This is a genomic window from Acinetobacter sp. NEB149, assembly GCF_012516415.1.
GTDB lineage: Bacteria > Pseudomonadota > Gammaproteobacteria > Pseudomonadales > Moraxellaceae > Acinetobacter > Acinetobacter lwoffii_V.
This window is the reverse complement of sequence record NZ_CP051208.1, coordinates 1,962,335-1,975,656: the sequence shown is the minus strand read 5'-3', so window position 1 is coordinate 1,975,656 and position 13,322 is coordinate 1,962,335. Positions and strand designations below refer to the sequence as shown.

Here is a 13,322-nt window from a genome sequence, read left to right as displayed (position 1 = left end):
TTTTTAATTGAAAAATAGAGATAGTTTTTGCGCTGATTTTTAATTTTTTTTGGAGTTATAACATGTCTAAAGGTCAAACTTTACAAGATCCATTCTTGAATTCTCTCCGTAAGGAACGTATCCCAGTATCTATCTTCCTAGTAAACGGTATTAAATTACAAGGTCATATCGAATCTTTTGACCAATACGTGGTTTTATTAAAAAATACAGTAAGCCAAATGGTTTATAAGCATGCAATTTCAACTGTAGTACCTGCACGTAATCCACGTCCTGCTGGCGCGCCTGCTGGTCCACAAGGTGCGGGCTTCGGTGGTCAAGGTGCTGCAGGTGGCTTTGGTGGCGGTCAAGGTGCTGGCGGCTTCGGTGGTCAAGGTGGTTTTGGCGGTCAAGGCGGCGGCTTCGGTGGTCAAGGTGGCTTCGGCGGTCAAGGCGGTGGCTTTGGTGGTCAAGGCGGCTTTGGTGGTCAAGGTGCCGGCTTCGGTGGTCAAGGTGGCTTCGGTGGTCAAGGTGCTGGCTTTGGTGGTCAAGGCACTGGTTTTGACAACGACACTAAATTTGAAGACTCTTCAGACGATGAAAACAATCGTTAATCGAGTTTGAAAATTAAAAAACCTCTCTATATGAGAGGTTTTTTTATATCTGTACGTTTTAAGTTTTTTAAATAAAAAGCCAACGAGATGTCGTTGGCTTTTTAGGATTATGGTAAGGCTTAACGGTTACGTTTAGGATCCAGTTGAGGATCTTTGATTTCTACATAAGCATTATTGCGCGTTTCACGTAACCAGCTATCTAATTCGGCATCAAATTGACGTTCACCAAGCAATTGGCGAGCCATACGTTCCTGATATTCCTGTGTCATATCTTGTTGGCGTGTTTCACTCACTTGCAGAATATGCCAGCCAAACTGGGATTGAAATGGTTTACTGAACTGACCTACTGGGGTGCTTTTCATCTGCTGTTCAAATTCAGGTACCATTACCCCTGGGCTAACCCAGCCAAGACTTCCGCCATCACGAGCCGAGCCAGTATCATTGGAGAACGTTGAAGCTAAAACAGTAAAATCTTCACCTTGTTTGAGGCGGTTATACAGACTATCAATCATTTGTTTGGCATTTTCAGGACTGACCACTTCAGACGGTTGAATCAGAATGTGTCGTGTTAAATATTGAGGAACAAGGGCTTTCTGTTCGCCACCTTTACGTTCCAAGAGCTTCAGAACATGTACACCATCAGCGACAGGAATCAGTTCAGAAGTTTGACCTGGTTGCAGGGTGGTCACGCGTGCAGCCAGTTCTGCTGGAATTTCTGACAGGTTTCTCACACCCATATCAGCAGCTTCGACTTTAACGCCGCCAGTGCTGTACTTTTTGCTGATCGCCTGAATGTCATTGCTGCTATTTAATTCTTGCTTTACCTTTGTTGCAATTTGTTCAGCATTTTCACCGCTTACCCGTAAATGCAGTACATGGACCTGACTGCCAAGCAAAGCTTGACCTTGCGGGGTATTTAGGAAGTTTTTAACATCTTGATCTGTAATTTGAATACGTGAAGTCACGATTTGTTGACGTAAACGATTCAGTGCTAAATCTTCAGCGATACGGTTACGTAAAGAAGCATAGGTATTGGGCGCCATGGCATCCAGTTTCTGCTGGAATGCTTCCAGACTCGGTGAACCAGAATCACGGGCAACTTTCAGGACGGCTTCATTTAAAGCTTTTTCATCTGGACGAATATTATAACGTTTAACTTGTTCAAGCTGTGCCTGACGAATAATCAGTTGCTCTAAAGCTTGTTGCTCAAGATATTGTTGTGGTGGAACTGCCTTTTTCTGTTTTTGCAGCTGATGTGAGATTTCGGCTACACCTTGAGCCAGGTCACTACGTAGAATGATACTATTGTCGACTACAGCTACAACTTCATCTTTAGGTTGGGCAACAGCAAAAGTCGTCATCGCTGAAGAAAGGCATAGCGCAAGTGCGGTTGCTTTAAAAATTTGTTTTAACTGTTTTGTCTTCATTAACGTTCTGTCCAAGTTTGATTGATATTGTTAAAACCTAGAATACGATTTTCTAGTAATGAGGTGAGTTTGCTGCTTAACCCACCTAAGCCTTTCAGGCTGACTTCGGCCATAATAGCGCGTTTGGCTTTGACGCTTGAATCATTAACGTCGTCTAAGTCATTGTAATATGAGCGACCGTAAACAGAAACTCCCCAACAGCATGACTCATAGTTCACGCCAAGTAAATATTCCCGTGCGACACTATTATCGAGGTCAAACTGGGCATGTCCAACCAGACGCCAGTTGTTGGCAATCGGCTGGATAAATGAACCCACCACATGATCATAGCTCTTTTGACGGTTCGGAATATCTTTGCGATAGAAATAGCCTAGGTTATAAAGATTGCCTTGCTCACCGGTATAATAAACCTGCAAATCTCGTTGGGCATTCGATCCATTCGACATCCAGCTTGAGTTCAGATTAACGTGAACATTATTTGACAGCTGGCTGGTCAGTTGAATTACAGGGCCAGTATGACTTTCACGGTCGAATTCATCTGCATCATTTTCCAACGTTACACGGCGATCTTCAAAGAAAAAGCTCTGTCCAACGCTGGCACGCAGGCGCTCCAGACCTTCTTCATTAAATAGGCTATAGCTCAGACCTAAGGAGGCAAAGTTATTGTCTTCCAGGCGGTCATTACCATAAAAGCGACGCGCACTGAAAAGTTGATCATAATTAATCGAAGCGACGACTGAATCAAAGTTTGGCTGATTCTGCTGGTTCTCATAAGGTGAATACGCATAGAACAGACGAGGCGTTAAGGTCTGTAGATACGTACCTTCTTTTTCAAAAATTAAGCCGGTGTCCAGCGTGAATTGTGGCACCACAATTGAATTATTTTCACTAGACGCGCTACGGCTTTGGGTTTTTTCATCATAGAAAGTATTGATGTTGCGTACAGTTGCCTGAGGAATGAAGAATGACCACGGGGTAAAATGATTATAACGCACGGAAAAGTCATTATAGATCCGTGTACCACTCGGTTGATATACCTTCTTACCCGTTGGATCAGTATCAGCGAAATTTCTCAGATCCTTCTGGAAATATGCTGTGTCGTTATTAAACTCAAGCTGTAATCCCAATGGATTGCCAGTTTTGTAATTGACTAAAAGCTGCGGCAGACGTGCATAAGGACGATCTTCATCCAGTACGGTTGGATCTAGGGTTTGGAAGTCTTCGACTTTGAATTGTGCCTTTAAGCCAGGAATACCATTTTTATAATTGACTTCCCAGGCACGGCGTAAGTTCAGGTCAGTTTTAGAGTTCGGGTTATTATCCAGATCGGCAAAGTAATCTTTGTCTGAAGCGTAGTTATATTCAAGGTTGGTTGATAGTTGATTATTGATCTGCCAGTTATGTAAGAAATGCAGGCTTTTACGGTCTTCATCGCTATAGCTTTCATCGGAAGGTAAATAACCTCCCCAAATACGGCCTTCACCATAATTCTCAGTCAGATAGCGAAACTCACCGTCTAACATCGTACCACGATCGCCAATATAACGCGGCGTAATCGTCGCATCATATTGCGGCGCTAAATTCAGGTAAACTGGAACACCTAGTTCCAGACCACCATCATTGGTAAAGCCAAATGTCGGCGTCAGAATACCGGTAGTGCGGCGGTCATCAATCGGGAAGTTGAAATAGGGAACTGCCAAGACCGGAACATCTTTAACATATAGCTTGGTATTGCGGGTTTCACCACGTCCAGTTTCCTGGTTCAGCTTGATCTTTTCTGCCTGGATTTTCCAGGTTGGTTTTTGCTCAGGTGGACAGGTGGTATAGGTCGCATTTTCCAGTTCTACCGTCTCGGTCGAGGTTCTGGCGATCTTTTCTGCCCGACCATGCGCATGTTGCTGCTCGGCAATATAGAAGCTGTTATTTAGGTCGCCTTCTTGGGTCTTTAAATTATAATTAATATCATCGCTTTGTGAGAGCAGGCCACCCTGAGCAAGTTGTACCCGACCTTCTGCTTTGGCATAGGTCTGGGTTTGATCAATCGTTACGCGTTCAGCACGAATCTGGCGACCTTGCTGGTCAATGATGACATTGCCTTCTAAATAAGAGTCACCTGCTGGATTGTAGTGTCCATAATCTGCAGTAATGGTGGATGTAGCCTGATCTGGCGCAACGGTTGCTGCATCTGGGGCAATCGGGGTCACCCAGGTGCCTTCACAATAAGCCGAACTTAAGTATTTTTCCTGCCGCTGCTGTGCTTCAGCTGAGGATTTGTCGACATAGTATTGCGAAAAGAATGCTTCACCTGGATAGGTCTCATTTATGCGCTGTTTGAGTTGTTCTGCATTTACATCGGACGAGACATTTGATGCAGCATAGCCGGAGGCTGAGCTGCCACATAAAAGGGTTAAGATCGCAGTCGCTAGAGGATTTATTTTAAAGTGATGCTTCATTTGTCTCATTAACCAATCATGCTTTTATCGCAATTAATTATTGTCGCATCATAGAGAAAAAGTTGATAAGTAGCTACACTTAGCACTTTAAAAACTCAGCCTGTATTAGAATTAATTGCAAATGAATACACAACGCGAACAATTGATACAATCTTGGATTGCCTCTGTACTCGGTTCAGATCAATTTGAAACTCATTTTTTAGCAGGTGATGCCAGCTTCCGTCGTTATGCACGAATCAAACTGAATAATAAAACATTTATGCTGATGGATGCACCACCAGAAAAAGAAGATTGTGTGCCTTTTGTGACGATAGATGAGTTTTTTGATGCACATGACGTGCGTGTTCCGCATATCGTGGCAAAAGACCTGGAAAATGGCTTTTTACTGCTCGAAGACTTTGGTGATGTGCTGCTGTCGAATCTGCTGAATGACGAGACTGTAGATGCCTATTATGAGCAAAGCTTTAAGCAGCTCATTCAACTACAATCGATTGCTGGAGAAGGGCATTTCCCGGCATATTCTTATGAAAAACTGATCTCGGAAATGGAATTGCTGACTGACTGGATGTTACCAGCGTTAAAGGTTCAACTGACTGAATCAGAAAGCGCCTTGATCAAACGCACTTTTGCGATTTTGGCGAATGCCGCATTGGCACAGCCACAGGTGATCGTGCATCGGGATTTCCATAGTCGTAACTTGATGAAAATCGACAATGAAACCGAACTCGGTGTGATTGATTTTCAGGATGCTGTGATTGGTGCGGATACTTATGACTTGATCTCGATTACCCGTGATGCCTATGTACAGTGGAATGCCGATCGTGTGTATCGCTGGTTCAAAAACTTTTATGACTTGTTGCCAGCATCTGCTAAAGAAGAGCGTGACTTTGAACAGTTTAAAAAAGACGCCGACATGATGGCGATTCAGCGTCATATCAAGATTTTAGGTATTTTTGTGCGTCTGTTTGAACGTGATGGCAAGTCGGGTTATCTGAAAGATTTACCACGTGTGATGTGGTATCTGCTTGAAGAATCTAAGGCTTATGCAGAACTAGAGCCATTCATGCAGTTTATGCGTGACAGAGTGATGCCTGCATTTGAAGCTAAATATGGCTCATATGAGGTGGCTGCCTGAATGAAAGCGATGATTTTGGCCGCAGGACTCGGTAATCGTATGCGGCCGCTAACGCTGCATACGCCAAAGCCTTTGCTGGAAGTTGGGGGCAAGCCCTTAATTGTCTGGCATATAGAGAAACTGGCTGCGATCGGTGTTACTGAAATTGTCATCAATACGGCTTGGCTCGGTGAAAAACTCGCAGAAGCTTTGGGCGATGGTTCACGATTTGGCATTAACATCCTTTGGTCACATGAGGGTGAAGGTCTGGAAACCGCTGGTGGAATCATTAATGCCTTGCCGCTACTCGGTGATGAACCTTTTATTCTGTTAAATGGTGATGTCTGGACCACGATGGATTTTGCACCTTTACTGGATATTGATCTAAAGGATAATTTGGCGCATCTCGTACTTGTGCAGAACCCTGAACAACATCCAGAGGGTGATTTCACGCTTGCAGAAGGGAGAGCTTATACTTTTGATCAGCAAATCGAAGGTGAAAACCTGACGTTTAGCGGTATATCTGTACTTGATCCGAAGATGTTCCAAGGCTTAGACACTGGCAAGCGTCCTTTAGCCCCATTGCTAAAAGCGGCAATGCAGAATCAGCAGGTTCGCGCTTCTAAACTGGCAGGCATTTGGGTAGATGTGGGGACCCCGGAGCGTTTAACGGCACTGGATACAGCGATCCATGAAGGGAAGTTTGCTTAAGTGAATATTCGCTAAGCACTGCCTACTGTGCCAATATAGAGAAAACGGTATACTTCCACCTAACTTTTTCGAGCGTAGATTGTTTATGCACATGTTTTTTCAAGAACTAAAGCAGGGTAGCCAGGCTTTGGGTTTAGAGCTATCTGATGAAGCTTTAAATTTATTACTCAAGTATCAGGATGCTTTGGTGTTGTGGAACAAAGCATACAATTTGACTGCAATCCGTGATCCTAAGGAAATGCTGGTCAAGCATCTGCTCGATAGTCTGAGCATTCTGAAAGATCTTCCAGCGGGTCGATTATTGGATATCGGCACAGGTGGTGGTATGCCGGGCATGATCATTGCTTTATGTCAGCCTGAGCGTGAATGTGTATTGCTGGACTCAAACGGTAAAAAAATTCGTTTCCTCAAGCAGTTTATTGCTGACCTGAAACTTAAAAATGTCATTGCCGTGCAAACGCGTGTAGAAAACGAAGACAGCATCAATGAACTGGGTCAATTTGATGTAATTACCAGTCGTGCCTTTGCATCATTAACAGACTTCGTTGATGCTTCTAAGCCATATATGCATGAGCAAACAATTATTGCCTCAATGAAAGGCTTAATTCCTGAAGATGAAGTTGTTACTTTAAAAAATGAATTTAGTTGTGAGATTATTGAACTTAAAGTTCCGCGCTTAGACGAACAGCGTCATTTACTTCTATTAAAACGTATTTAAGATTTTTAAAGGGATTGGGGGCAACATGGCACAAATTATTGCGATTGCAAACCAAAAAGGTGGTGTCGGTAAAACCACAACCGCAGTAAATTTGGCGGCATCTTTAGCTGTGTTAAAAAAACGTGTTTTGCTGGTTGATATGGATTCGCAAGGCAATGCGACCATGGGGTCTGGCATTCAGAAGAATGACCTACTTTATTCGGTTACTGATGTGTTGCTGGGTGAAGTGCCGATTGAAACGGCGATCTCTAAGGCGGAAGTCGGCTACAAGGTTCTTGGGGCAAACCGTGATCTGGCTGGGGTTGAGTTGGCGATTGCAGAGCAGGAAGGGCGCGAGTTCATTTTGCGGGATGCATTGCAGGAAATTGAAGCTTCATTCGACTATATCATTGTCGATTGTGCACCGAGTCTTAGCCTGATTACTGTCAATGCTTTGGCAGCCGTGGATGGTGTGCTGATTCCAATGCAGTGTGAATATTATGCACTGGAAGGTCTGGCGGATTTAACCCAAACCATCGACCGGATTCAGCAAGCCTTGAATCCGGACCTGCAAATTGTGGGTGTATTACGCACCATGTACGATGCACGCAATGCCTTGACTCGTGATGTCTCTGAAGAATTAGAACAATATTTTGGTAAAAAACTGTATGAAACCGTGATTCCACGGAATATCCGTCTGGCTGAAGCGCCGGCGCACGGTTTGCCAGTGATTTATTTTGAAAAAGTTCAAAGGGTGCGGTTGCTTACTTAAATCTGGCAGCTGAAGTATTAAAGAAAAGCAAAGTGAAAAAAGGAAGTAAAGCATGACCGTCAAGAAACGTGGACTCGCCAAAGGTCGTGGCTTGGATGCCTTGCTGGGATCAATTCAAAAAGAAAAATTACAGATGGAAGCCCAAGGCATTGATCATGGTCAGCTAAAACAGATCGATGTAAACTTGCTCAAGCGCGGTGAATACCAGCCACGCCGTTATATTAACGAGCAGGATTTGCAAGAACTGGCGGCATCGATTGAAAAGCATGGCATCATGCAGCCCATCGTGATCCGACCGGTTGACGATGAGCGCTATCCGTATGAAATTATTGCAGGTGAGCGTCGCTGGCGTGCGGCACAGTTAGCGGGTTTAACCGAAATTCCTGCGATTGTACGGGATCTGAATGATCAGGTTGCCATTGCACTGGCGCTGATTGAAAACATTCAGCGTCAAGATCTGAATCCGATTGATCAGGCGCTGGCCTTACAGCGTTTCCATGAAGAATTTGGTTTAAGCCATCAGGAGATTGCAGATACCGTTGGTAAAGCGCGTACGACAGTGAGTAACCTGCTTCGTTTGCTCAGCTTGGCTGAAGAAGTGAAAGACTTTATGCAACAAGGTTTGCTGGATATGGGGCATGCACGTGCGATCTTAACCTTAAAAGCTAAAGATCAGCTCAAAGTTGCAGATATCGTAATTGAAAAAAGTCTGTCTGTGCGTCAAACCGAGCAGTTAGTCCGTGATTTCAATACACCTAAACAAGAAAAAGTAAAGGAAGCGGTAGCACCAGATATTCAGCAATTGACCCAGCGCCTTTCAGAGCGTTTCAGTGCAGATGTTAAAATTGACTATAACAAGCAAGGTAAAGGGAAACTGGTTATTAGCTATCACTCTTTAGAAGAACTTGATGGCATTCTTTCTATTTTAGAAGATGAATAATTTATCTATTTTTTATTGGGGAATAAATTAGATGTGGGAATTGGTTAAAGCAGGTGGCTGGCTTATGCTGCCCCTGGTCTTGTGTTCTATCTTTATGCTGGCGATTTCGATCGAGCGTCTGATTCGTCTGAAAAAGAATGCAGTGCTTCCGTTGACCCTGCTGATGGGGCCTTCGCAAAATACAGCACAAGTCATGCAAAAAATGAATCAAAGTGCGGCCTTAAAGCAAAGCACTTTGGGCCGGGTATTTACCGCAGGTTATGCGACTAAACAGCAGGGTGAGCAGTATGCTCGCGCGCAGATGGAAGTAGCGGCTTCACAGGAAATCGGGTATCTGGAAAAAATATTAATTTTCTGGGTACGCTGAGTGCAGTTGCACCCTTACTCGGTTTGTTGGGGACTGTACTTGGGATTATTGAGTCTTTCCTGATGATCGATGTGGGGACCGGGAGTGATCCGGTATTGATGATGCCGGGTATTTCCAAGGCGTTGATTACCACAGCAGCCGGTATGCTGATTGCAATTCCTGCACTGTTTGCGCACCGTTATTTTCAGCGTCTTGTTCAGGAATATGTGGCTGAACTTGAGCAGCAAGCGACTTTGTTTCATGCGGATCTTTTTTATCGCAATCATGCAGACATAGACCAAGACATGCAAAAAGCCAGCTAGGAGGCGGATGATGAAATTCAAACGCAACCAGGTGGAAGATGTGCATATTAATCTGACACCAATGATTGACTGTCTGCTGTTTATTCTGGTCTTTTTGCTTTTGTCGACGACTTTTAGTCAAATGAGCCGAATGAATCTAACCTTGCCTGACGCGCAAGGGGTACCGCCTAAAAGCTATGATCAGAAAGTTGAAGTGATTGTGGATGCTAATGGTCATTATGCAGTCAATGGTCAATCCTTGGCCAGCAAGGAAGTTGCGGATTTAAATACTGCAATTAAACAGATTTCAAATGAACGCCGTGATTTAATGTTTGTCATCGCAGCTGACGCAAAAGCCAGTCATCAGGACGTGATTCGTGTCATGGATGTGGCCGGGCAGCTCGGCTTTGTGAATATCAATATCAGTACCAAAGTACCTACCCGAGGTTATTAGTGAAGCACGATTTTAAGGTCTATCTTCGCCTTTTAAGTTATTTAAAACCATTTTGGGGCATCGCATTACTTGTCCTGGTAGGTTTTTCTATTAATGCGGCCACAGAAGTTTCTGTCGCCAAATTGCTGGAATATATTATTGAGGCGATTCAAAATAAAGACCAGAGTTTCACTTCACTTTTCCCGTTTTTGGTGGTCATCCTCATGTTCTTCCGGGGCCTGGGTTTATTCATGGGTGGATATTTTACTGCGGTAATTTCCCGGAATCTGGTATTTAATATCCGTCAGGAAGTTTTTGCAAAATTGCTGCGTTTACCGTCCCAGTATTATCTGGACAATACCAGCGGGCATATTACTGCCAAAATTATGTATAACGTTGAACAGTTGACGGCTGCTTCAACTGAAGCTTTAAGAACCTTGTTGCAACAAGGTTTGATCACCCTGGCATTATTAGGCTACCTGTTGTATACCAACTGGCGTCTGACCATGTGTATCCTGATTTTTGCGCCAGTCATTGGCTTTATTATCAGTAAAGCTGCAAGACGGATGCGTAAATTATCGCAGCAAGTACAAGACACCATGGGTGATGTAAACCATGTGGTTCAGGAAACGGTGAATGCCAACCTGATTGTCAAGGGTTTTGGCGGGCAAAGTTCTGAGCAGGAACGCTTTAAACAGAACTCGCTTGAAAACTTGCGTCGTGGCTTGAAAATGGTCGCTGTGCAACAGTTGAATAGTCCTGTCGTTCAGTTGATCATGTCCATTTCACTGAGTATCGTGATGTTTATTGCCTTGCGCCCACAAATCTTGGGTGACACCTCTGCCGGTGAATTTGTTGCTTATATTACTGCGGCGGGTATGCTGGCAAGACCAATCAAAGCCTTGACGGATATCAATGAAAAGATTCAACGGGGTATGGCCGCAGCACATTCAGTATTTGAATTGCTGGATATGCCTGAGGAAAAAATACCGGGACGTTGACTGATAGCCTAAAAGGCGATATCGAGTTTAAAGATGTTAACTTGATTTATGATGATGGCCATCATGCCATTCATGAATTTAATTTACAGGTCAAGGCCGGTGAAACAGTAGCGCTGGTAGGACGTTCTGGTGCAGGAAAAAGTTCTCTGGTGAATCTGCTGGTGCGTTATCAGGATGCAACTTCTGGGCAGATCCTGCTGGATCAGAAACCGATTGAAGATTTTGAAATTACCGCCTTGCGAACCCAAATTGCCATGGTGAACCAGCAAGTAGTACTGTTTAACCGAACTGTGCGGGAAAATATTGCTTATGGTCAGCTTGAAGGTGCCTCCGATGAAGATATTATCGCGGCAGCAAAGGCAGCCTATGCGCATGATTTTATTATGGCATTGCCGCAAGGTTATGATACTCAGCTGGGTGCCCAGGGTTTAAACCTGTCTGGTGGCCAGCGTCAGCGCATCGCGATCGCACGCGCAATTTTGAAAAATGCCTCTATCCTGATTCTGGATGAAGCGACCAGTGCGCTGGATAACGAGTCGGAATACTTTATTCAGCGTGCCTTTGATAAAGCCATGCAGGACCGTACGACCATCGTAATTGCACATCGTCTATCGACGATTGAAAACGCGGATCGTATTGTGGTTATGGATCAGGGCCGTATTGTTGAGCAGGGCAGTCATGCCGAACTGATTACGCTACATGGTGCTTATTATCAGTTGCATCAGCGTAACTTTGAGGAACAGTAACTCATGGCATTAGCACAAATCATTCAGGATGCTTGGAATGCACAGGCAAAGTGGCTGGTGGTGCTGCGTCCTTTGTCATGGTTGTATCGCCTGGGTTTTGTCAGCAATCACTGGCTTTATCAAAAAGGCATTAAAAAAAGTTATAGTGCACCAATTCCCGTTATGGTAATTGGTAACATCACAGTCGGTGGTAGCGGTAAAACACCTTTGTTGATTCATCTGGTGGATTATTTAACCGAGAAAAATGTTCGGGTAGGCGTGATCAGTCGAGGCTATGGCGGCCAAGGTCCATTTCCTGCCTATGTCGACTTTAATACCTTGCCGGAGATTGTCGGAGATGAGCCTGCCTTGATTGTACAGGCAACAGGCGTGCCGATGGCAGTTGGTCCCAACCGGCAGAAAAGTATCGAGTTATTGCTGCAGAAACATGAACTGGATCTGATTATCTGTGATGATGGATTACAGCACTGGGCCTTGAACCGCCAGATTGAGTGGATTGTGCTGGATAATAATCGCGGTCTGGGTAATCAGAAACTGCTTCCAGAAGGTTATCTACGTGAACCAGTGACCCGTTTGAAAACGGGAACCGTAATTGAGCATGCAGCCCATCCAGGTTCTGAACTGAATATGCATCTGGCTGCATCACAGCCTTATTTGCTCAATCAGGACGGCACTAAAATCTTTAATCCTCAAGCGGCTTTTTATGCGGTAGTCGGCATTGGCTTTCCACAGCGGTTTTATCAGACCTTGCAAAATTTAGGCATAGAACAATTTCAGTGTCATGAGTTTCCAGACCATCATGACTATGACATTGAAGATTTACAGTTCGATGATAACAATCCGATTATTACCACTGAAAAAGACGCAGTAAAAATTATGGCGCTACTTAAACAATATCCAGATTTTAAACAGGATATCTGGGTGGTGCCAGTCGATGCAGTCCTATCGCCAGCCTGCTATACAGTCTTGCAGCAACAGTTACAACAATACGGTATTCAAATTTCTTAAGGCTCATTCATTATGAAACACATTGTTATTCCTGCACGTTTCGCCAGTTCACGTTTACCGGGTAAACCTTTGCTGGACATTCATGGTCGTCCCATGATTCTGCGGGTAGTGGACCAAGCCAAAAAAGTGCAAGGTTTTGACGATCTGTGTGTGGCAACTGATGATGAGCGTATTGCAGCCGTTTGCCGTGCTGAAGGCATTGATGTGGTGATTACCTCAGCGGATCATCCTTCAGGCACAGACCGCTTGAGTGAAGTGGCTCGAACTAAAGGCTGGGCCAGTGATGACATCATTGTCAATGTACAGGGGGATGAACCTTTACTGCCGGCGCAACTGGTAAAACAGGTTGCTCAACTCTTGGAAGATCAGCCTGAATCTTCCATGTCGACGCTATGTGAGCCGATCCATCAACTGGATGAATTCAAACGCGACAGCATTGTAAAAGTCGTAATGTCAAAACAGCAGCAGGCACTGTATTTTAGCCGTGCTACCATTCCTTATGACCGTGATGGCGCTAAACTCGCTGAACCGAAGCTGCATGATCAGGCCTATCGTCATTTAGGTCTATATGCCTATCGGGTAAAACTGTTGCAAGAATATGTGACCTGGGAAATGGGTGTGCTGGAGAAACTGGAATCTCTAGAACAGTTACGGGTACTGGAAAATGGACACCGTATTGCCATTGCGGTGGCTGAAGCCAATTTGCCGCCAGGGGTAGATACTCAGGAAGATCTAGATCGCCTGAATCAGATGGATCTTTCCCATTTTGCCTAAGAAGAGTC

Annotated in this window: 10 protein-coding genes and 3 pseudogenes; 11 read left to right on the top strand and 2 right to left on the bottom strand. The window is 44.4% G+C overall.

The window, feature by feature from the left end:
- Window positions 1-62: 62 nt before the first annotated feature.
- Window positions 63-590 (top strand): RNA chaperone Hfq, encoded by a 528-nt coding sequence (hfq, locus tag HGD77_RS09420; protein WP_004278899.1) that lies wholly within the window; start codon window positions 63-65, stop codon window positions 588-590.
- Window positions 591-709: 119 nt separating this feature from the next.
- Here hfq and HGD77_RS09415 read toward each other — a convergent pair whose 3' ends face one another.
- On the bottom strand, window positions 710-2,017 hold the full coding sequence (locus HGD77_RS09415; protein ID WP_044109557.1) for a peptidylprolyl isomerase: 1,308 nt from the start codon (window positions 2,015-2,017) through the stop codon (window positions 710-712).
- The gene (locus tag HGD77_RS09410) at window positions 2,017-4,470 is read right to left on the bottom strand and encodes an LPS-assembly protein LptD (RefSeq protein WP_138742521.1); all 2,454 of its coding nucleotides are present in this window, start codon (window positions 4,468-4,470) and stop codon (window positions 2,017-2,019) included. The genes HGD77_RS09415 and HGD77_RS09410 overlap by 1 nt, the downstream gene beginning before the upstream one ends.
- A gap of 121 nt (window positions 4,471-4,591) precedes the next feature.
- Between HGD77_RS09410 and HGD77_RS09405 the strand changes: the two genes are divergently transcribed.
- The 10 genes and pseudogenes from HGD77_RS09405 to kdsB all read left to right on the top strand — a co-directional run bounded on the left by HGD77_RS09405 (window position 4,592) and on the right by kdsB (window position 13,314).
- Complete coding sequence (locus tag HGD77_RS09405; RefSeq protein ID WP_138742522.1) at window positions 4,592-5,605, top strand: aminoglycoside phosphotransferase family protein; 1,014 nt, start codon at window positions 4,592-4,594, stop codon at window positions 5,603-5,605.
- Window positions 5,606-6,295 carry an N-acetylmuramate alpha-1-phosphate uridylyltransferase MurU gene (murU, locus tag HGD77_RS09400; RefSeq protein ID WP_138742523.1) on the top strand — a complete coding sequence of 230 codons (690 nt, stop codon included), beginning with the start codon at window positions 5,606-5,608 and terminating at the stop codon, window positions 6,293-6,295.
- A gap of 85 nt (window positions 6,296-6,380) precedes the next feature.
- Entirely contained in the window at window positions 6,381-7,013 is a 633-nt protein-coding gene (rsmG, locus tag HGD77_RS09395) for a 16S rRNA (guanine(527)-N(7))-methyltransferase RsmG (RefSeq protein WP_129716636.1), read from the top strand.
- Window positions 7,014-7,038: 25 nt separating this feature from the next.
- Window positions 7,039-7,820 (top strand): annotated as a pseudogene (locus HGD77_RS09390) (ParA family protein).
- The gene (locus HGD77_RS09385; RefSeq protein ID WP_004645475.1) at window positions 7,817-8,704 is read left to right on the top strand and encodes a ParB/RepB/Spo0J family partition protein; all 888 of its coding nucleotides are present in this window, start codon (window positions 7,817-7,819) and stop codon (window positions 8,702-8,704) included. The pseudogene HGD77_RS09390 and the gene HGD77_RS09385 overlap by 4 nt, the downstream one beginning before the upstream one ends.
- 31 nt (window positions 8,705-8,735) lie before the next feature.
- Window positions 8,736-9,373 (top strand): annotated as a pseudogene (locus HGD77_RS09380) (MotA/TolQ/ExbB proton channel family protein).
- 10 nt (window positions 9,374-9,383) lie between these two features.
- The gene (locus tag HGD77_RS09375) at window positions 9,384-9,806 is read left to right on the top strand and encodes an ExbD/TolR family protein (RefSeq protein WP_004278885.1); all 423 of its coding nucleotides are present in this window, start codon (window positions 9,384-9,386) and stop codon (window positions 9,804-9,806) included.
- Window positions 9,806-11,532: pseudogene (gene msbA / locus HGD77_RS09370) on the top strand (lipid A export permease/ATP-binding protein MsbA). Before HGD77_RS09375 ends, msbA begins: the two are co-directional and overlap by 1 nt.
- A 3-nt stretch (window positions 11,533-11,535) precedes the next feature.
- Complete coding sequence (gene lpxK / locus HGD77_RS09365; protein ID WP_138742526.1) at window positions 11,536-12,540, top strand: tetraacyldisaccharide 4'-kinase; 1,005 nt, start codon at window positions 11,536-11,538, stop codon at window positions 12,538-12,540.
- A 12-nt stretch (window positions 12,541-12,552) separates the two neighbouring features.
- Window positions 12,553-13,314: a 3-deoxy-manno-octulosonate cytidylyltransferase gene (gene kdsB, locus HGD77_RS09360; RefSeq protein ID WP_138742527.1), complete on the top strand. Its 762-nt coding sequence runs from the start codon at window positions 12,553-12,555 to the stop codon at window positions 13,312-13,314.
- The last annotated feature ends 8 nt before the right edge of the window (window positions 13,315-13,322 follow it).

Coding starts and splice junctions, on each gene's coding strand:
- hfq (WP_004278899.1), top strand. CDS start 63: ATGTCTAAAGGTCAAACTTTACAAGATCCATTCTTGAATTCTCTCCGT.
- HGD77_RS09415 (WP_044109557.1), bottom strand. CDS start 2,017: ATGAAGACAAAACAGTTAAAACAAATTTTTAAAGCAACCGCACTTGCG.
- HGD77_RS09410 (WP_138742521.1), bottom strand. CDS start 4,470: ATGAAGCATCACTTTAAAATAAATCCTCTAGCGACTGCGATCTTAACC.
- HGD77_RS09405 (WP_138742522.1), top strand. CDS start 4,592: ATGAATACACAACGCGAACAATTGATACAATCTTGGATTGCCTCTGTA.
- murU (WP_138742523.1), top strand. CDS start 5,606: ATGAAAGCGATGATTTTGGCCGCAGGACTCGGTAATCGTATGCGGCCG.
- rsmG (WP_129716636.1), top strand. CDS start 6,381: ATGCACATGTTTTTTCAAGAACTAAAGCAGGGTAGCCAGGCTTTGGGT.
- HGD77_RS09385 (WP_004645475.1), top strand. CDS start 7,817: ATGACCGTCAAGAAACGTGGACTCGCCAAAGGTCGTGGCTTGGATGCC.
- HGD77_RS09375 (WP_004278885.1), top strand. CDS start 9,384: ATGAAATTCAAACGCAACCAGGTGGAAGATGTGCATATTAATCTGACA.
- lpxK (WP_138742526.1), top strand. CDS start 11,536: ATGGCATTAGCACAAATCATTCAGGATGCTTGGAATGCACAGGCAAAG.
- kdsB (WP_138742527.1), top strand. CDS start 12,553: ATGAAACACATTGTTATTCCTGCACGTTTCGCCAGTTCACGTTTACCG.